Source organism: Citrobacter sp. RHBSTW-00570 (assembly GCF_013739755.1).
Lineage (GTDB): Bacteria > Pseudomonadota > Gammaproteobacteria > Enterobacterales > Enterobacteriaceae > Citrobacter > Citrobacter braakii.
Window position 1 is genome coordinate 2,603,105 of sequence record NZ_CP056399.1, and the last position, 17,888, is coordinate 2,620,992.

The following is a 17,888-nucleotide window of genomic DNA, read 5'->3' on the forward strand; positions in this document are numbered from 1 at the left end:
CTTTTGCTGATGGAGCTGCACATGAACCCATTCAAAGGCCGGCATTTTCAGCGTGACATCATTCTGTGGGCCGTACGCTGGTACTGCAAATACGGCATCAGTTACCGTGAGCTGCAGGAGATGCTGGCTGAACGCGGAGTGAATGTCGATCACTCCACGATTTACCGCTGGGTTCAGCGTTATGCGCCTGAAATGGAAAAACGGCTGCGCTGGTACTGGCGTAACCCTTCCGATCTTTGCCCGTGGCACATGGATGAAACCTACGTGAAGGTCAATGGCCGCTGGGCGTATCTGTACCGGGCCGTCGACAGCCGGGGCCGCACTGTCGATTTTTATCTCTCCTCCCGTCGTAACAGCAAAGCTGCATACCGGTTTCTGGGTAAAATCCTCAACAACGTGAAGAAGTGGCAGATCCCGCGATTCATCAACACGGATAAAGCGCCCGCCTATGGTCGCGCGCTTGCTCTGCTCAAACGCGAAGGCCGGTGCCCGTCTGACGTTGAACACCGACAGATTAAGTACCGGAACAACGTGATTGAATGCGATCATGGCAAACTGAAACGGATAATCGGCGCCACGCTGGGATTTAAATCCATGAAGACGGCTTACGCCACCATCAAAGGTATTGAGGTGATGCGTGCACTACGCAAAGGCCAGGCCTCAGCATTTTATTATGGTGATCCCCTGGGCGAAATGCGCCTGGTAAGCAGAGTTTTTGAAATGTAAGGCCTTTGAATAAGACAAAACGCTGCCTCATCGCTAACTTTGCAACAGTGCCCCTAATCGTGTTCAGCAGAATAGCCGGAGGAAGTTTCCTACTGTCGATAAGAAAGGATTGGCACAGGGAGTGTGAATATCGAAACACCATCACAGAATAATGCCAGATAGAAATGCGATAGTAGGGTTGGATATTTAAATAAGGAGCATCCCGACTTAAAATGAATATGACTGCGTAACCAGGCGCAATAAAAAAAGCGAAAGAATCGCTTTTATTCTGGTTGTTTTTTCGAAGAGTGACCGTTTTCTGAGATGACAAGAAATAAGGAAGTCCTATGATCGCTAGCGGAATAGTTCAAAAACTGAATGCGCAAATGAATCAGGAGTTTTATACCTCAAATTTGTATCTTCAGCTCAGCCAGAGGTGCAGCGAGAATAGCCTTAATGGCACCGCACTATTTTTGCGTCATCAGGCGCAAAATACGGTGACGCAAATGATGCGCATGTACGAATACATCAAACAGAGCGGCGCCACGCCGGTGTTACAGGAGCAACACGCCCGGTGCGGTGAATTTTCCACGCTGGAAGATCTGTTTGAGCAGACGGTAAGCGATTACCAGAAGCGCATTAATGCGCTGACCTCTTTGACGGAAGACGCCCAGGCAGCAAACGATAAGTCAGCGATTAACTTCCTGAAGCGATACAGAAAAGAGGAAATCGTGGACGGGACGCTGTTGCAAATCATTCTGGATGAAGTCCGCAGCGCTAAAAAAGCGGGCATCAACATGCAGCAAACCGACCACTATCTGGTTGGCGTGATCGATCGCTATCACTAAATCAATTTCGCAGTACGAGGAGGTTTTACGCCTCCTCAGAAAATCTGTTTTACATCAGAAACAGAGGTTTATGCCAGTGAACATTTGATACCCAACACGTCATAGTGATTTTTTAACTTAGCGTTTTTATATCGTGCCAAAAATGTCTCTGCTTGTGTCTTTATATTAAGGAAGGTGCGAATAAGCAGGTCATTTCTTCCCAAGCTGACTCGCTGATTAAAATTTCGCGGATCTGGGCCGATTTTTTTCCCGCAAACACATCGAATCAGCCTATTTAGGCTATTTTTTCCACCATTTCTGGCGTTATTTCCGGTTTTTACTGAGATCTCTCCCACTGACGTATCATTTGGTCCACCCGAAACAGGTTGGCCAGGGTGAATAACATCGCCAGTTGGTTATCGTTTTTCAGCAGCCCCTTGTATCTGGCTTTCACGAAGCCGAACTGCCGCTTGATGATGCGAAACGGGTGCTCCACCCTGGCACGGATGCTGGCTTTCATGTATTCGATGTTGATGGCCGTTTTGTTCTTGCGCGGATGCTGCTTCAAGGTTTTTACCCTGCCGGGACGCTCGGCGATCAGCCAGTCCACATCCACCTCGGCCAGCTCCTCGCGCTGTGGCGCTCCTTGGTAGCCGGCATCGGCTGAGACAAATTGCTCCTCTCCATGAAGCAGATTACCCGGCTGATTGAGGTCATGCTCGTTGGCCGCGGTGGTGACCAGGCTGTGGGTCAGGCCACTCTTGGCATCGACACCAATGTGGGCCTTCATGCCAAAGTGCCACTGATTGCCTTTCTTGGTCTGATGCATCTCCGGATCGCGTTGCTGCTCATTGTTCTTGGTAGAGCTGGGTGCCTCAATGATGGTGGCATCCACCAAAGTGCCTTGGGTCATCATGACGCCTGCTTCGGCCAGCCAGCGATTGATGGTCTTGAACAATTGACGGGCCAGTTGATGCTGCTCGAGCAGGTGGCGGAAATTCATGATGGTGGTGCGATCCGGCAGGGCGCTATCCAGGGATAATCGGGCAAACAGGCGCATGGAGGCGATTTCGTACAGGGCATCTTCCATGGCACCGTCGCTCAGGTTGTACCAATGCTGCATGCAGTGAATACGCAGCATGGTCTCCAGCGGATAGGGCCGTCGGCCATTGCCCGCTTTGGGATAAAACGGCTCGATGACAGCGGTCATATTCTGCCATGGCAGAATCTGCTCCATGCGGGAGAGGAAAATCTCTTTTCGGGTCTGACGGCGCTTAGTGCTGAATTCACTATCGGCGAAGGTGAGTTGATGGCTCATGATGTCCCTCTGGGATGCGCTCCGGATGAATATGATGATCTCATATCAGGAACTTGTTCGCACCTTCCCTAAGTCACCGGCGGCTTGCCTGCCACACATTGAACATTACAGACCAATTAGCACTTTGTCACCGGGGAAAGATGTAAAGATTATGTATAAATAGATTGGCTTAGAAGTGACATTTCAACTTTGGAGAAACAGGTGACATTTTAAACTTGCTTTAACAAAATTTTGGGACTGACCGAAACAAAAAGGCCAGCCCCGGAGGGCTGGCTATTCAGTACAGGGCAATGACAGGTTTCTTGATGCCGCAGGCGTGAGCGTAGCGGGTCAGTGTGTCGATGCTGGCTTTGGTGATGTTGTTTTCCAGGCGAGAAATAACCGGAGGTGTAACCCCCATGCGTTCAGCAACCTGCGCTTTTGTCAGGTTGTCATGCTTGCGCCATTCAGCAAGCAGCTCCCTGAGCTTTTCCTTACGTTCTTCTTCCTGCCATGCAGCGCGATATTCATCGTCCTGCATCCACTCGTTATGCAGTTCTTTATGGCTTACCAGTTTCATTAAGTACCTCCGCTAACCGCTTTTTGGCGAGATCGATTTCTTTCGCTGGCGTTTTCTGTGACTTCTTGATGAAAACACGGAGCATGATGATGGTATTGCCTTTGTGGTATACCCAGATTCCCCTGGCTATGTCCGTCCCCATCGTGCGGATCTCAAAAAGTCCATCGCCCAGGGGCTTCGTGTCCGGCTCCCGCAGTAATCGGGCGTCATACTCCAGTTTGCCGATGAGACGGTCAAACTTCACCCTGATTTTTACGGGTAATGCTGTGGCTTCTTCCCTGGCTTCCGGGTGATAAACAACGCTAAACATGTGACCTCCCATTTCTATTAATATTAACCTATAGGCTAATTTCAGACAAGGTAGAATTAACCTATAAGCTAATTTTGTTGGCAGTTATCGTGGCTACCCGGTCACTACCCTGTTAGCGTGAGTTTTCGTTCCACTGAGGAACGGGGATTTATGCGCGTTAGCGCATGTAAGGCGGCAGGATGAAATGACAGGTAGCACCGAGGGTTAGCCGCCGATACCAGTGAGGGATCGAAAGGGATCGCCTATCCATCCCTTCACCTTGCAAAGCCATATTCCGCTAAAAGCGGCTCAGAGGCTTTTGTGCGCGGTCGGAGTGGTCACAACAAGGCGAAGCCGCAGTTGGGGCGTATCTCCGCGTTAGCGGGTCGTAAGAGCCGCTTACGAGCGTGTAAGCTAATTCTTCAGCGATATTTGCTGACGTATCCGGCGTGGCCGGATTTGTCCAATCCCTCGATGGCTAACAGGCGAGCTGTTAGCCATCGAGGGATTCCGTTCTGAATGCCCCGCGCTTTAGCGTGGGGAGCTACTTTTGAGGCGCTCGCGCCGATGCTGTTCGGTTATCCACTTTTTAAAGGGGATAACAGTAATGTCTTTTATTTTTTGGTTTATCTTTTAATACGTAAGTAATTAAAAGATAAACCAAAAGAGTATTTGCGCCATCTCGTTTGCACTTCATTATCACTTACCCACAAGCTATACAGCAGTTGTGGTGGGTCTACGCCGGAACCGCCGAAAAATCCGTCATTCCTGTAGGCGGGATGGGTTGGATTTCGAAAATTATTGTACTATAAGGGCTTCCCCGGCGTGTCAACGCCGGTGTTTATGGTTTCTGTCTGCTCTTCAGTAAAAATAAAGGGGAGAGACTGCGGTACTATAAACGGCCATGATGAATCGTCATCGATTCGGACCCTGATGAAAGACGCGCGTGAGGTTCTTGTTCGTTAAGCGGATACGTATATCCTGTACAATAGCCAGATAGGCCTCACGGGGTCTAACCCTTTATCATCAACGAATTGCAGGTCAGATGGTTATTTTGTTTCGTGCTTTAGCTGGCTGAGTACAGCCTGAAATCATCACCGTAATGCAATGATGCCAGCACAGCCTTGCGTTTTTGGCGGCGATGGCTACAACGGCACGCCAGTATCCTCTGCGATCGACCAGTGAACAGACCCAACGACTGAATAAATCAGTCCTTTTCTCGGCACCAATCAGAACCGAACGAGCCCCCTGAACCAGTAGCGTTCGCAGATACGAATCGCCAGCTTTAGTTATCCTGCCAAGCTTTGATTTCCCACCACTGCTGTACTGCGATGGCGTTAGTCCCAGCCAGGCTGCCAGTTGTCGCCCATTTTTAAAATCGTGTGCATTACCGATACTGGCGACCAGCGCACAGGCCGTTGTGGGACCAATCCCTTTCAGTTCCATCAATCGCTGGCTGCGGTGATCTGTTTTTGCCATGCGGGACAAAATCCGGTCATATTCAGTAATATTATCTTCAATACGATCAATGTGTTCCAGCAGGTCATTAACACATTGTTGAACCTGAAGTGGCAAAGAACTCTTCTGCTCAGAAACCATGTGACGCAGGGCATCTGTACTTTGTGGGGCGATGACACCGAATTCCGATATCAAACCTCTCAATCGGTTATATGTTGCTGTTTTCTCTTCGATAAAACCCTGTCTGATACGGTGTAGGCATTGCATCGCCTGCTGGCTCTCATCCTTCACTGGTACAAACCGCATATGCGGGCGACGAACTGCTTCACAGATAGCCTGAGCATCAGCTGCATCATTTTTGCCTGATTTACCGGCCATGCGGTAAGGAGATACAAATTTAGCAGCCATCAGCCGTGGTTCATGACCATATTGCCGAAACAACCTTGCCCAGTAGTGAGCCCCGGAGCATGCCTCCATCCCGATAACACAGGGAGGTAAACTGGCAATCAGCTCAGGAAGGGCAGCACGCGATACTTTGGGTTTAACCAGAACAGTTTTACCGTGTTGGTCAACGCAGTGAACAGCGAACACATTTTTAGCAAGATCGATACCGACAGTCGTGATGGTCATAACGAATCCCTCCGGGGCTATGTTTACCCCATGATTGCACAAGAGTTAATCAGGCGCATATCCAGGGGAAGTCCCTTCCATTCGTTAAGGTTATTTTTTGTACCTCTGAGCTATGTGAAGCTTGACCACTTTGACAGGCAGCTTTGAGCGATAAGCAGACATATTCACTGAAATTTTTAGGAAGCATTTTCTTGCCCATACGTGGCTTTATCTGCCGATTTTCAGAAAACGCATTCACCGTTATTGACGCGCTTTTCTGTCGTCAGCGGGATCGTCCCGCCTGAACCATCAGACACACCAAGTACCAGCACCTCTGACTTTTCAGGTCCCATCTTCATGGTACCCAGATTGACGATGCAGATTACCTGCGTTTCCTGCAGGTCTTCTGCTGCATAGTTAGTATACGCACCGCATGACACCCTTGTTCCCAGTTCTGGTCCTAGGTCAATAGTCATGCGCCAGGTGGGCTTTGATGTTTTACTCTCCTCAACCCTGATGATGGTACCGGCACGCATATCGAGAGCCGAAAATGAGTCAAATGACGCTTTATCTTTCATAATTCTTTCCTTTTTGCGATTTCAAAGTTTTCTTTCCGTTGCCGGAACAGACTGAAACGTAACTTTCCAGCCGGAACGGTGATGAGCCCCAGACACGCAACTATCAGTCCGACGCCTGCCCATCCGGAAGGCGGCAGCCTTTCACCGACGAGCACAACGGCCAGCAGTGCGGCTATAACCGGCTCCAGCAGACTGATCGTGGTTGCCATACTGGGGACGTCTCAGAAAACGGAATCTATGGTCACTCCCGTTTTTGCAACACCGATTTTGACGACAAGTTGGCTTGCTTGAATCTATCCGGCGTCTGAATGGGATTTTATTCCCGCGCCTTGATGAGTTCCGCGCCTGATGAACCTCCAGAAAATATACGGCTTCAATGAGCCTTTCCGTTTTACAGGTTCCTCAACAGGCCGGTGGGCCGTTAGTATCATCAATATCAGTATTCGCAAAACCAGATCAGTAATTCTTTAAACCGGTGTATTTCTGCCGTTATGCTACATAAGTTTGCTGTCGTGCCGTTAGGGCCCAGGCTATTCTGGCCAGCTTGTTTGCCAGAGCACAAGTGACGACAAAGTTGCTTTTCCGGCACAGTAAATCCCTGACCCAATCGGCCAATTTGCCAGACTGGTGTTCCAGTTTTTGTATGAATACCCTGGCACATTGAACCAACAAAGTTCGGATCTTTTTATTACCTCGCTTACTAATTCCCAGCAATGTCGTCCTACCTCCCGTGCTGTACTGCCGAGGTACAAGCCCTGTTGCCGCCGCAAAGTCACGGCTGCTGGCGTACTGCTTCCCGTCGCCAATCTCAGTTGAAATAGTACTCGCTGTCAGTGTTCCGACGCAGGGAATGCTCAGCAAGCGCTGTCCAACCTCATCTTCGTCCAACTTTCGTTTCAACTGGGATTCCAAATCTTTAATCTGCTCAACAAGATAGTGATAATGCTGTTGTAATTTCAGCAATAACTGGCTGAGGTAAAGAGGCAAACTATTATCCTCAAGAATGGTACTCAGTCGGCTAATAACGGCAGCTCCTCGGGGAACGCTAATGCCAAATTCCAGCAGAAAAGCATGCATTTGATTGGTTGTTTTTACCTTATCCTGAACCAGGGATTCACGGACACGATGCAGAGCCCGCATTGCCTGCTGAGATTCCGTTCTGGGCTGCACAAAACGCATAGACGGACGCGATGCAGCTTCACAAATAGCTTCGGCGTCGACAAAGTCGTTTTTATTGCTTTTAACGAACGGGCGGACAAATTGTGGTGATATCAGCTTTGGGGAATGCCCCAACTCTTCCAACCTGCGTGCCATAAAGTGAGAACCGCCACAGGCTTCCATTGCGATGGTTGTAGCGGGGCATGTCGCCAAAAATTCGATCAACTTTGGCCGGGTAAATTTTTTACGGTAAACAGCCTTCCCGCGACGATCCTGGCAATGAATATGGAAAGAGTTTTTACCCAGATCGATACCAATGAGCGCAATGTTTTCCATGATAGTTCTCCGAATGAAAGCCTGTCCTCAGCATAGTACCGGGAAGGAGGGAGTGACCATCTCATTAAATAAAGCACGTTAAGCCCATTGCAGACTCTAGATATTGACGAGTACGTCGGGTTTTCTCTTGTTTGAGTTGCCTCTTGTGGTAAGATAGTAATCAATTACTATCTTACAAGGAGTGCTCGTGGACACCCATCCAAAGCATCTGCCGGCCGATGAACGTCGTGCCGTAACTGTCGAGTCCGTCGTGGCGCTTGCCGGTTCACAAAACCCAAGCGAGATAACCACTGCGGCTATCGCTAAACACATGAACTTGACCCAGGGTGCGCTGTTTCGGCACTTCCCGAACAAGGAAGCCATTTGGCAGGCGGTCATGGAGTGGGTAGCAGAGCGCCTATTAGCCAGAATCGATCGATCCGCACAAGGAATCGAGTCGCCCTTGGCAGCCATGGAGGCGATGTTCATGAGTCATATCGAATTCGTAGCTGAGCACCCAGGCGTGCCAAGAATGATGTTTGGTGAGCTTCAGCGTGCCGAATCGACACCGGCCAAGCGCATGGTGCAAACCTTGATTCAGCGCTACGGCGAACGTTTGCATCGTCTCATCGAGAAAGGCAAGGCCAGCGGCGAGTTGTCTCCCTCGCTTGACAACGAGGCGGCGGCAACGCTGTTCATTGGCACGATCCAGGGCTTGGTCATGCAATCGCTGTTGGCGGGTGATGTGGGACGTATGCACCGCGATGCGCCGCGCGTCTTTGCAATTTATCGGCGTGGCATAAGGAGTGCGCAATGAAAAAGTTACCCTTGCAAGGCCGCACCCTGGCACTGCTTGCCGTCATCATTCCTTTGCTGGTGCTTTTTATTTATGTCGGTCTGCGATCAGGGCCGCTCGCCCCGGTCGCTGTGACGGTGGCAAGCGTGGAATCACAGGCTATCACACCGGCGCTGTTCGGCATCGGCACGGTGGAGGCGCGCTACACCTACAAGATCGGACCGACGTTTGCCGGGCGCGTCAAACGCCTGGAGGTGCATGTAGGCGACCAGGTCAAGGCCGGACAGGTGCTCGGCGAGATGGAGCCGGTCGACCTTGATGATCGGGTGCGCTCACAGGAGTCTGTATTCAAGCGGGCGGAAGCGGCTTTGCGCGAGGCAGAAGCCCGGCAAGCCTACGCGCAAACCCAGGCGCGCCGCTATGAGCAATTGTTTGCGGTGCGCTCGACCAGCGAGGAAATCGTCACCACCAAGCGGCAGGAACTGCAGATCGCCGATGCCGCCCTATCCGCCGCTCGGGAAGATATTGCCCGGGCACGCTCCGACCGCGAAGCACTCGTCGCGCAGCGGAGCAATCTGCGCCTGATCGCGCCGGTCGACGGTGTAGTCGCCGTGCGCGATGCCGATCCCGGCACGACCATCGTCGCGGGCCAGGCCGTGGTGGAAGTGATCGACCCCAAGAGTTTGTGGATCAATGTGCGCTTCGACCAGATCAGCGCATCGGGGCTGGCTGGGGGGCTGCCGGCTCATATCGTCCTGCGTTCGCGTGGTGGCCAGACCTTGAAAGGTCGCGTGCTGCGGGTGGAACCCAAGGCCGACGCGGTAACCGAGGAAACGCTTGCCAAGGTGACATTCGATAACAAACCAGAACCTTTGCCACCAGTGGGTGAACTGGCCGAAGTCACGGTTGACTTGCCGGCGCTTCCGGCCGCTCCACTGATCCCCAACGCTGCCGTCCAGCGTGAAGGCGATAAAGTTGGTGTCTGGCAAATCGTGGATGGTGATCTGCATTTCTCCCCGGTCAAGCTCGGCACTTCCGACCTCAATGGTTACGTGCAGGTGCGCGAAGGGCTCAAGAATGGGGACCAGGTTGTGACCTATAGCGAAAAGGCACTGACGGCGCGCAGCCGCATCCATGTGGTCGAGCATATCCCGGGAGTTTCACGATGATCAGCCTGGCCGGCCGCGACATTCTCCATGCCTGGGGGAAATTCGTCTTCACCGGCATCGGTCTGGGTCTGCTGATCGGCGTCACCCTAGTCATGGCTGGGGTGTACCGAGGCATGGTGGACGACGGCAAGGCGTTGCTCGACAACAGTGGCGCTGACCTTTGGGTGGTGCAAAAGGATACTCTGGGTCCTTATGCGGAGTCGTCCAGCCTCAACGATGACGTGTATCGCGCCATTCTCGCCATGCCGGGAGTCTCACAGGCAGCGAACGCGACCTACCTGACCATGCAGGTACGCAAGGGCGAGAGTGATGTACGCACCATGGTGGTCGGCATCGCGCCCGGTGCGTTGGGGGCTACACCCGGATGGCCTCCTTATCTCGTCGCTGGACGCCAGATCACGCGCGGTCACTACGAGGCTGTGGCCGACATCGCCACCGGCTTCAAACTGGGAGATCGTCTTGCCATTCGCCGCAATCATTACACCGTCGTGGGGCTGACACGGCGCATGGTGTCGTCCAGCGGCGACCCGATGGTATTCATTCCGCTCAAAGATGCCCAGGAGGCCCAGTTCCTCAAGGACAACGATGCCATCTGGCAAAGCCGGCGTCGCACCGAAGCCAACCCGGTCTTCAATCGACCCGGTGATCCAGGTTTGCTGGATGCCGTGATTGCTTCACAGAGCAGCAACGCGTTCGTCAATGCCGTGCTGGTCACTCTGAAACCTGGTCATGCGCCGGACGAGGTTGCCGAATCCATCCAGCGCTGGAAGCGTTTGACGGTCTACACCCGGGCACAGATGGAAGACATCCTCGTCGGCAAGCTGATCGCCACCTCGGCCAAGCAGATCGGCATGTTCCTTGTGATTCTGGCCATCGTTAGCGCGGCCATCGTTGCCTTCATCATCTATTCGCTGACGATGGACAAAATCCGTGAGATCGCGGTGTTGAAGCTCATCGGCACACGCAACCGAACCATCGCCGCGATGATCATGCAGCAGGCGCTCGCCCTGGGCGTGATTGGCTTCGTGGTCGGCAAGATCACAGCCACCTTTTCAGCACCGGCTTTTCCAAAATATGTCCTGCTCACGCCAATGGATTCTGTCGCCGGTTTTTTTGCCGTGCTCGTGATCTGCGTTCTAGCTAGCCTCGTCGCCATTCGCATAGCACTCAAGGTTGATCCGGCCGAAGCCATTGGAGGTTGAGATGAGTAGCAAAGGGATACACATCGAAAGTTTAAGCAAGCGGTATGGCGATGGTGACACCGCTGTCTTTGCCTTGAGAGACGTGAATATGCATGTTGCGCCTGGTGAAGTGGTGGGACTGATCGGCCCTTCCGGGTCCGGCAAGAGCACGCTGCTCAAGTGTCTGGGTGCGGTGATCGAACCGACCGCCGGTCGCATGACGCTGGGCGATGAAGTGATCTACGCCGATGGCTGGAAAGTCCGCGACCTGCGCGCCTTACGGCGTGACAAGATCGGTTTCGTTTTCCAGGCGCCGTACCTGATTCCGTTTCTCGATGTCACCGACAACGTGGCGCTGCTGCCGATGCTTGCAGGCGTCGCGAATGGAGAGTCGCGCGCGAAGGCACTGGAATTGCTCACAGCGCTTGATGTGCAACACCGAGCTCGCGCAATGCCCTCGCAACTCTCCGGTGGCGAGCAGCAACGGGTCGCCATCGCGCGCGGACTGGTCAATCGTCCGCCGGTGATCCTGGCCGATGAACCCACTGCGCCGCTGGATTCCGAGCGCGCCATGGCTGTAATCCGCATCCTCAACGACATGGCCCGGAAGTTCGAGACCGCCATCATCGTCGTCACCCATGACGAAAAGATCATCCCCACATTCAAGCGCATCTACCACATCCGCGACGGCGTGACCCATGAGGAAGCTGGCGAAGGGCGGGAGTTCGAATGAGAGAACGATTGAATTACAGGAGAATTTCATGACCCACCGCAAACACAGCCACGCATTTGGAACTATCACCCTGACCGTTACGGCCTGCCTGCTTTTATGGGGTTTTCAGTTGCCAGCTTGGGCTGGTGACGCTACCCAGGTTGAGCCACTGGCGCTACGCAAGATCATGCAGGAACTCGGGCGCAACATGCAGGCTATTACCGGTGCGATTTCGCAGGAGGAATGGGTTCAGGTCGTTCAGCTCGCCCCAAAAGTTGCTGCACACCCCGAGCCACCGCTTACTGAAAAAATGCGCATCCTTGCTTACCTCGGCGCTGATGCGACCAAGTTCAGAAACTTTGACGCGCAGACTCACGAGGCGGCGCTGGCCATGAAGCTGGCTGCTGCGAGCAGCGACGGCAAGGCGGTGACCCAATCATTCGCCCACGTGCAGGAAAGCTGCTTGGGCTGCCACCAAGCTTTCCGTAAACCTTTCGTGGAGCATTTTTATGGAGCACGCTAAAACATGCCAGCGCCCCATCAGCCTCGAAAGACGGCTTGCGGCAACTTACCTGGTAGCTGGTCTGGTCACCGCCGGTCTGGCCGGCTGCGCCGCCGGCCCTGATTTTCAGCGTCCCACCGCACCCGATGTGGCTCGCTACACTGCAACACCGGTAGCTGATAGAACCGTGTCCGCTCCCACGCAGTTCGGCGAAACACAACGTCTAGTCGAAGGGCTTCCGATCGAAACGCAATGGTGGCAAAGCTTGGGTTCATCCGCACTCGACGGACTGATAAACGAAGCTTTCCATGTCAGCCCGACGCTGGCGAGCATCAGCGCCAATTTGCGACAGGCGCAGGAGCTTCTTGCCGCACAGGCGGGCTCGACGCAATATCCACAGGTAGATGTCGCACTGGGATCTCAGCGCCAGCAAATGAGTCCCAGTAGCCAAGGGTTGAGCGGAGACGCACGTCAATTCAGCCTCTACAACGCCAGCGTTGGCGTGCATTACAACCTCGATCTGGCTGGCGGCAACCGGCGCGCACTCGAAGCCTTGGCTGCTCGCGCCGACTACCGTCGCTTCGAACTGAATGCTGCGCGCCTGGCCCTTGCCGGCAACATGGCAACCGCTGCCATTACCCGAGCACGCCTCGCCGCGCAACTAGAAGCCACTACTGCCATTTTGCGCGTGCAGGATGAGCAACTGCGCCTGGCCCATGAACGCGTGCGTATCGGTCAGGCCTCACCTGATGAAGCGTTGAGCCTACAAGCTCAGGCGGAGCAAACGCGGGCAGAACTGCCTGCGCTGCGTAAACAACTGCAACAAACCGAACATCTACTGGCGGTGCTAGCCGGTCGTGCCCCAGGCACGGGTGGCATCCCGGCCTTCACTCTGGCCGATTTCACTCTACCCGTCGAGATGCCGCTCGTCGTGCCCTCAGAACTGGTGCGCCGCCGACCGGATATCCAGGCGTCAGAGGCGCTGTTGCATGCGGCCAATGCAGACTATGGTGTGGCTGTCGCCAAGCTCTACCCACAGATCAACCTGAGCGCCAACCTTGGTTCTCAGGCGCTGACCACCGGTGCCCTGTTCGGTGGTGGCTCGGCAGTGTGGGGCCTGGTTGCGCAGCTCACCCAGCCTCTTTTTAATCCAGGGCTACCCGCTGAAAAAAGAGCGGCGCTCGCCGCTTTTGATGCCGCCGTAGCCAATTACCAGAGCGTCGTATTGGAGTCTTTGCGTAACGTCGCCGACACCCTGCGCGCGGTGGAAAGCGATGCACAAACTTTGACTGCCCTCGCTGCCGCTGATATGGCTGCACAGGCCTCCTTGCAGTCGGTCGAGCGGCAATACCGGCTGGGCGCGGCCAGCTACCTGCAACTGCTCATCGCGCAGCAACAGGCACAGTCAATCCGGATCAATATGGTTGCGGTCCAGGCACAACGCCTAGTCGATAGTGTTGCTTTATATCAGGCCCTGGGAGGTGGTGTCAGTTAAGACTAACCCTAACCTGATGTCAGATGTTGAGCACAAACAACGTCAGAGTAGGGTATTAATTTATATTTATTGACACATTCAGCCAAGGGTAATAGATTTCATCCTGACATTTTTACCTTTGGAGGCATCTTGCAAGGTCAACGTATCGGCTACGTTCGCGTCAGCAGCTTCGACCAGAATCCTGATCGACAACTGGAACAAATAGAAGTCGGCAAGGTATTCACCGATAAGGCTTCAGGCAAGGACACACAACGTCCCGAACTTGAAAGGCTGCTGGCCTTCGTCCGCGAGGGCGACACCGTGGTGGTGCATAGCATGGACAGGTTGGCACGCAACCTTGATGACCTGCGCCGCATCGTCCAAGGGCTGACACAACGGGGCGTGCGCATGGAGTTCGTCAAAGAAGGGCTAACGTTCACCGGCGAGGACTCACCGATGGCCAATCTGATGCTGTCGGTCATGGGAGCCTTTGCTGAGTTCGAGCGCGCTCTGATCCGCGAACGTCAGCGCGAGGGAATCGTGCTGGCTAAGCAGCGCGGGGCCTACCGGGGACGAAAGAAATCGCTGAACAGCGAACAAATTGCAGAGTTGAAACGGCGAGTTGCGGCAGGCGACCAGAAAACCTTGGTGGCCCGTGACTTCGGCATCAGCCGCGAAACCTTGTACCAGTACCTGCGGGAAGACTGACCATGCCACGCCGCTCAATCCTGTCCGCCACCGAGCGCGAAAGTCTGCTGACACTGCCAGATGCCAAAGACGAACTGATACGGCACTACACGTTCAACGAAACCGACCTGTCGGTGATCCGTCAGCGTCGCGGCGCCGCGAATCGATTGGGCTTCGCCGTGCAGCTTTGCTACTTGCGATTCCCTGGCATCTTCTTGGGCGTCGATGATCCTCCATTTCTGCCCCTGCTGCGCATGGTGGCCGCACAACTCAAGGTGCCGGTGGAAAGCTGGAACCATTACGGCCAGCGCGAGCAGACACGGCGGGAGCACTTGGTCGAGCTGCAAACGGTGTTTGGATTCAAGCCCTTCACCATGAGTCATTACCGGCAAGCCGTGCATACATTGACCGAACTGGCCTTGCAAACAGACAAAGGCATTGTGCTGGCCAGCACCCTTGTTGAAAACCTGCGGCGGCAGAGCATCATCCTACCCGCCATGAATGCCATCGAGCGCGCAAGCGCCGAGGCCATTACCCGTGCCAACCGAAGCATCCATGCGGCATTGGCCGATTCCTTGATACCTGTCCATCGCCAGTGCCTGGACGAACTGCTCAAGCGCAAGGATGGTAGCAAAATGACGTGGCTAGCGTGGCTGCGCCAATCGCCCGCCAAGCCAAACTCGCGCCACATGCTTGAACACATCGAACGCCTCAAAGCCTGGCAGGCGCTTGACCTACCTGCTGGCATCGAACGGCAGGTACACCAAAACCGCTTGCTCAAGATCGCCCGCGAAGGCGGCCAGATGACGCCCGCCGACCTGGCCAAGTTCGAGTCGCAGCGGCGTTACGCCACCTTGGTAGCACTGGCCATCGAGGGCATGGCCACCGTCACTGATGAAATCATCGACCTTCACGACCGTATCATCGGCAAGCTGTTCAATGCGGCCAAGAACAAGCATCAACAGCAGTTCCAGGCTTCCGGCAAGGCGATCAACGACAAGGTGCGGATGTATGGGCGCATCGAGCGCACGCTGTTCATTCTGGATTGGCTGCAAAGCGTGGAGCTGCGCCGCCGCGTCCATGCGGGGCTGAATAAGGGCGAGGCGCTGGACGACACGTTGCTGCAATATCTGTCCCCGCTGGGGTGGGAGCATATCAACCTGACCGGCGATTACCTATGGCGCAGCAGTGCCAAGGTCGGTGCGGGGAAGTTCAGGCCATTGCGACCGCTGCCACCGGCTTAGCGTGCTTTATTTAATGAGATGGTCACTCCCTCCTTCCCGGTACTATGCTGAGGACAGGCTTTCATTCGGAGAACTATCATGGAAAACATTGCGCTCATTGGTATCGATCTGGGTAAAAACTCTTTCCATATTCATTGCCAGGATCGTCGCGGGAAGGCTGTTTACCGTAAAAAATTTACCCGGCCAAAGTTGATCGAATTTTTGGCGACATGCCCCGCTACAACCATCGCAATGGAAGCCTGTGGCGGTTCTCACTTTATGGCACGCAGGTTGGAAGAGTTGGGGCATTCCCCAAAGCTGATATCACCACAATTTGTCCGCCCGTTCGTTAAAAGCAATAAAAACGACTTTGTCGACGCCGAAGCTATTTGTGAAGCTGCATCGCGTCCGTCTATGCGTTTTGTGCAGCCCAGAACGGAATCTCAGCAGGCAATGCGGGCTCTGCATCGTGTCCGTGAATCCCTGGTTCAGGATAAGGTAAAAACAACCAATCAAATGCATGCTTTTCTGCTGGAATTTGGCATTAGCGTTCCCCGAGGAGCTGCCGTTATTAGCCGACTGAGTACCATTCTTGAGGATAATAGTTTGCCTCTTTACCTCAGCCAGTTATTGCTGAAATTACAACAGCATTATCACTATCTTGTTGAGCAGATTAAAGATTTGGAATCCCAGTTGAAACGAAAGTTGGACGAAGATGAGGTTGGACAGCGCTTGCTGAGCATTCCCTGCGTCGGAACACTGACAGCGAGTACTATTTCAACTGAGATTGGCGACGGGAAGCAGTACGCCAGCAGCCGTGACTTTGCGGCGGCAACAGGGCTTGTACCTCGGCAGTACAGCACGGGAGGTAGGACGACATTGCTGGGAATTAGTAAGCGAGGTAATAAAAAGATCCGAACTTTGTTGGTTCAATGTGCCAGGGTATTCATACAAAAACTGGAACACCAGTCTGGCAAATTGGCCGATTGGGTCAGGGATTTACTGTGCCGGAAAAGCAACTTTGTCGTCACTTGTGCTCTGGCAAACAAGCTGGCCAGAATAGCCTGGGCCCTAACGGCACGACAGCAAACTTATGTAGCATAACGGCAGAAATACACCGGTTTAAAGAATTACTGATCTGGTTTTGCGAATACTGATATTGATGATACTAACGGCCCACCGGCCTGTTGAGGAACCTGTAAAACGGAAAGGCTCATTGAAGCCGTATATTTTCTGGAGGTTCATCAGGCGCGGAACTCATCAAGGCGCGGGAATAAAATCCCATTCAGACGCCGGATAGATTCAAGCAAGCCAACTTGTCGTCAAAATCGGTGTTGCAAAAACGGGAGTGACCATAGATTCCGTTTTCTGAGACGACCCCCTTATGGCAGCACTTTAAATTGAGTCTCATACAGTATCTGTTTTCTTTCTCTTCATCTCTCATGACCTGCTGCCCACTTACAGACTCCAGGGTAAAGCAAAAAATTCTCCACCGGTGAGCAGAGTATATTGCATATGCCAGTTTATGAGTGTATATATAGCATATGCCAATAAGGAGCCTTCATGCCAAGACCCAGAATTCCCCGTAACATCTGTGGCCGCCCTGCGGATACCTGTTTTAAGCCCAATGCGCTACCGATGAGCCAGCTTGAACATGTTCATTTAAAAGAAGATGAGTTTGAAGCGTTACGGCTGGTCGATTTACTGGGCATGCAACAGCAGGAAGCGGCTGTTGCAATGGGGGTTTCAAGGCAGACACTGGCCAATGTCCTGAAAGCAGCCCGTTTTAAGGTTGTGGACTGTCTCACTCAGGGCAAGGCCTTAATAATGCACTCTGAAAGGGAAGGAGTTACACAAGATGATCACAGCCATTCCAGTGAATGACGACCGGGTAGCAAATCATTTTACCAAAGCGAGTCACCTTGTCCTGGTGGATGAGCGCGGTGTGGAGCTCAGCCGGACAGAAAATCCCGCGCTGGGCGCAGATTGTTCAGGTAAACGGAAGCTGGTTGACCTGCTGGTTCAACAGCAAGTCAGCCGCGTTGTGGTCCGTAACATCGGGGAACGGATGCTGGGTAAATTACTGGGGCATCAGATCGCGGTGTACCAGACTGACTGTGGTCGTCGTTTGTTCACTGAACTGTGTGATCCGGATACCCGTGTTCTGACTGAACTGAATAAGCCGGAGCAGGGACGCCAGTCCTTTCATCATGAGGCGAAAGGGAAAAAATGCTGTCACTCTGACGGGAACACAGCAGAAAATGCGTGCCAGGGTGGGCGTCAGCATCATCACGGAAACGGGCGCTGTTGCCATTCATGAGTTTATTT

At 53.4% G+C, this 17,888-nt stretch carries 17 protein-coding genes and 3 pseudogenes; 13 read left to right on the plus strand and 7 right to left on the minus strand.

Going from position 1 to position 17,888, the window contains the following annotated elements; genetic code table 11:
• Positions 1–21 precede the first annotated feature (21 nt).
• Positions 22–726 (plus strand): IS6-like element IS26 family transposase, encoded by a 705-nt coding sequence (locus tag HV237_RS12355; protein ID WP_001067855.1) that lies wholly within the window; start codon positions 22–24, stop codon positions 724–726.
• Between the two features lie 326 nt (positions 727–1,052).
• On the plus strand, positions 1,053–1,553 hold the full coding sequence (locus tag HV237_RS12360; protein WP_001752509.1) for a non-heme ferritin-like protein: 501 nt from the start codon (positions 1,053–1,055) through the stop codon (positions 1,551–1,553).
• Between the two features lie 316 nt (positions 1,554–1,869).
• Here the strand turns inward: HV237_RS12360 and HV237_RS12365 are convergent, their stop codons facing one another.
• The 7 genes and pseudogenes from HV237_RS12365 to HV237_RS12395 form a co-directional block, all read right to left on the minus strand.
• Positions 1,870–2,850, minus strand: a complete 981-nt coding sequence (locus HV237_RS12365) for an IS5-like element ISKpn26 family transposase (protein WP_000019452.1) — start codon at positions 2,848–2,850, stop codon at positions 1,870–1,872.
• Between the two features lie 277 nt (positions 2,851–3,127).
• Positions 3,128–3,409: a helix-turn-helix transcriptional regulator gene (locus tag HV237_RS12370; protein ID WP_000780222.1), complete on the minus strand. Its 282-nt coding sequence runs from the start codon at positions 3,407–3,409 to the stop codon at positions 3,128–3,130.
• On the minus strand, positions 3,390–3,719 hold the full coding sequence (locus HV237_RS12375) for a type II toxin-antitoxin system RelE/ParE family toxin (protein ID WP_000493286.1): 330 nt from the start codon (positions 3,717–3,719) through the stop codon (positions 3,390–3,392). Before HV237_RS12375 ends, HV237_RS12370 begins: the two co-directional genes overlap by 20 nt.
• A 1,045-nt stretch (positions 3,720–4,764) precedes the next feature.
• A pseudogene (locus HV237_RS12380) lies at positions 4,765–5,786 on the minus strand (IS110 family transposase).
• Between the two features lie 221 nt (positions 5,787–6,007).
• Positions 6,008–6,343 (minus strand): protein secretion chaperonin CsaA, encoded by a 336-nt coding sequence (locus HV237_RS12385; protein WP_047359273.1) that lies wholly within the window; start codon positions 6,341–6,343, stop codon positions 6,008–6,010.
• Positions 6,340–6,555: pseudogene (locus HV237_RS12390) on the minus strand (EamA family transporter); the annotation flags it as partial. The pseudogene HV237_RS12390 and the gene HV237_RS12385, both read right to left, overlap by 4 nt.
• A gap of 277 nt (positions 6,556–6,832) precedes the next feature.
• On the minus strand, positions 6,833–7,837 hold the full coding sequence (locus HV237_RS12395) for an IS110-like element IS4321 family transposase (protein ID WP_117273198.1): 1,005 nt from the start codon (positions 7,835–7,837) through the stop codon (positions 6,833–6,835).
• A gap of 187 nt (positions 7,838–8,024) precedes the next feature.
• Here HV237_RS12395 and HV237_RS12400 point away from each other — a divergent pair, with 187 nt between their 5' ends.
• From HV237_RS12400 to HV237_RS12450, 11 genes and pseudogenes are all read left to right on the plus strand, one after another.
• Complete coding sequence (locus HV237_RS12400; protein WP_004393990.1) at positions 8,025–8,633, plus strand: TetR/AcrR family transcriptional regulator; 609 nt, start codon at positions 8,025–8,027, stop codon at positions 8,631–8,633.
• Positions 8,630–9,781: an efflux RND transporter periplasmic adaptor subunit gene (locus HV237_RS12405; protein WP_022652304.1), complete on the plus strand. Its 1,152-nt coding sequence runs from the start codon at positions 8,630–8,632 to the stop codon at positions 9,779–9,781. Before HV237_RS12400 ends, HV237_RS12405 begins: the two co-directional genes overlap by 4 nt.
• Positions 9,778–10,983 (plus strand): ABC transporter permease, encoded by a 1,206-nt coding sequence (locus HV237_RS12410; RefSeq protein WP_022652303.1) that lies wholly within the window; start codon positions 9,778–9,780, stop codon positions 10,981–10,983. The genes HV237_RS12405 and HV237_RS12410 overlap by 4 nt, the downstream gene beginning before the upstream one ends.
• Before the next feature lies 1 nt (position 10,984).
• Positions 10,985–11,695 carry an ABC transporter ATP-binding protein gene (locus tag HV237_RS12415; RefSeq protein ID WP_022652302.1) on the plus strand — a complete coding sequence of 237 codons (711 nt, stop codon included), beginning with the start codon at positions 10,985–10,987 and terminating at the stop codon, positions 11,693–11,695.
• Positions 11,696–11,723: 28 nt separating this feature from the next.
• Positions 11,724–12,197 carry a cytochrome c gene (locus tag HV237_RS12420; protein WP_016236502.1) on the plus strand — a complete coding sequence of 158 codons (474 nt, stop codon included), beginning with the start codon at positions 11,724–11,726 and terminating at the stop codon, positions 12,195–12,197.
• Positions 12,184–13,671, plus strand: coding sequence for an efflux transporter outer membrane subunit (locus HV237_RS12425; RefSeq protein WP_011784757.1), 1,488 nt, complete (start codon positions 12,184–12,186; stop codon positions 13,669–13,671). The genes HV237_RS12420 and HV237_RS12425 overlap by 14 nt, the downstream gene beginning before the upstream one ends.
• A 129-nt stretch (positions 13,672–13,800) precedes the next feature.
• A complete protein-coding gene (locus HV237_RS12430) occupies positions 13,801–14,358 on the plus strand; it encodes a recombinase family protein (RefSeq protein ID WP_001162010.1) in 558 nt (185 codons plus the stop codon).
• Positions 14,359–14,360: 2 nt separating this feature from the next.
• Positions 14,361–15,395 (plus strand): annotated as a pseudogene (locus HV237_RS12435) (DUF4158 domain-containing protein); the annotation flags it as partial.
• A 264-nt stretch (positions 15,396–15,659) separates the two neighbouring features.
• Positions 15,660–16,664, plus strand: a complete 1,005-nt coding sequence (locus HV237_RS12440) for an IS110-like element IS4321 family transposase (RefSeq protein ID WP_117273198.1) — start codon at positions 15,660–15,662, stop codon at positions 16,662–16,664.
• A 459-nt stretch (positions 16,665–17,123) separates the two neighbouring features.
• Positions 17,124–17,444, plus strand: a complete 321-nt coding sequence (locus HV237_RS12445; protein ID WP_047359284.1) for a DUF134 domain-containing protein — start codon at positions 17,124–17,126, stop codon at positions 17,442–17,444.
• Complete coding sequence (locus HV237_RS12450; protein WP_000626969.1) at positions 17,419–17,880, plus strand: NifB/NifX family molybdenum-iron cluster-binding protein; 462 nt, start codon at positions 17,419–17,421, stop codon at positions 17,878–17,880. The genes HV237_RS12445 and HV237_RS12450 overlap by 26 nt, the downstream gene beginning before the upstream one ends.
• Positions 17,881–17,888 lie beyond the last annotated feature (8 nt).

What these genes read in the sequence shown, in the direction of transcription:
- HV237_RS12370 (WP_000780222.1), bottom strand. Translation starts at nt 3,409, where the DNA reads ATGAAACTGGTAAGCCATAAAGAACTGCATAACGAGTGGATGCAGGAC.
- HV237_RS12395 (WP_117273198.1), bottom strand. Translation starts at nt 7,837, where the DNA reads ATGGAAAACATTGCGCTCATTGGTATCGATCTGGGTAAAAACTCTTTC.
- HV237_RS12425 (WP_011784757.1), top strand. Translation starts at nt 12,184, where the DNA reads ATGGAGCACGCTAAAACATGCCAGCGCCCCATCAGCCTCGAAAGACGG.
- HV237_RS12420 (WP_016236502.1), top strand. Translation starts at nt 11,724, where the DNA reads ATGACCCACCGCAAACACAGCCACGCATTTGGAACTATCACCCTGACC.
- HV237_RS12415 (WP_022652302.1), top strand. Translation starts at nt 10,985, where the DNA reads ATGAGTAGCAAAGGGATACACATCGAAAGTTTAAGCAAGCGGTATGGC.
- HV237_RS12410 (WP_022652303.1), top strand. Translation starts at nt 9,778, where the DNA reads ATGATCAGCCTGGCCGGCCGCGACATTCTCCATGCCTGGGGGAAATTC.
- HV237_RS12365 (WP_000019452.1), bottom strand. Translation starts at nt 2,850, where the DNA reads ATGAGCCATCAACTCACCTTCGCCGATAGTGAATTCAGCACTAAGCGC.
- HV237_RS12445 (WP_047359284.1), top strand. Translation starts at nt 17,124, where the DNA reads ATGCCAAGACCCAGAATTCCCCGTAACATCTGTGGCCGCCCTGCGGAT.
- HV237_RS12440 (WP_117273198.1), top strand. Translation starts at nt 15,660, where the DNA reads ATGGAAAACATTGCGCTCATTGGTATCGATCTGGGTAAAAACTCTTTC.
- HV237_RS12375 (WP_000493286.1), bottom strand. Translation starts at nt 3,719, where the DNA reads ATGTTTAGCGTTGTTTATCACCCGGAAGCCAGGGAAGAAGCCACAGCA.
- HV237_RS12360 (WP_001752509.1), top strand. Translation starts at nt 1,053, where the DNA reads ATGATCGCTAGCGGAATAGTTCAAAAACTGAATGCGCAAATGAATCAG.
- HV237_RS12355 (WP_001067855.1), top strand. Translation starts at nt 22, where the DNA reads ATGAACCCATTCAAAGGCCGGCATTTTCAGCGTGACATCATTCTGTGG.
- HV237_RS12385 (WP_047359273.1), bottom strand. Translation starts at nt 6,343, where the DNA reads ATGAAAGATAAAGCGTCATTTGACTCATTTTCGGCTCTCGATATGCGT.
- HV237_RS12450 (WP_000626969.1), top strand. Translation starts at nt 17,419, where the DNA reads ATGATCACAGCCATTCCAGTGAATGACGACCGGGTAGCAAATCATTTT.
- HV237_RS12405 (WP_022652304.1), top strand. Translation starts at nt 8,630, where the DNA reads ATGAAAAAGTTACCCTTGCAAGGCCGCACCCTGGCACTGCTTGCCGTC.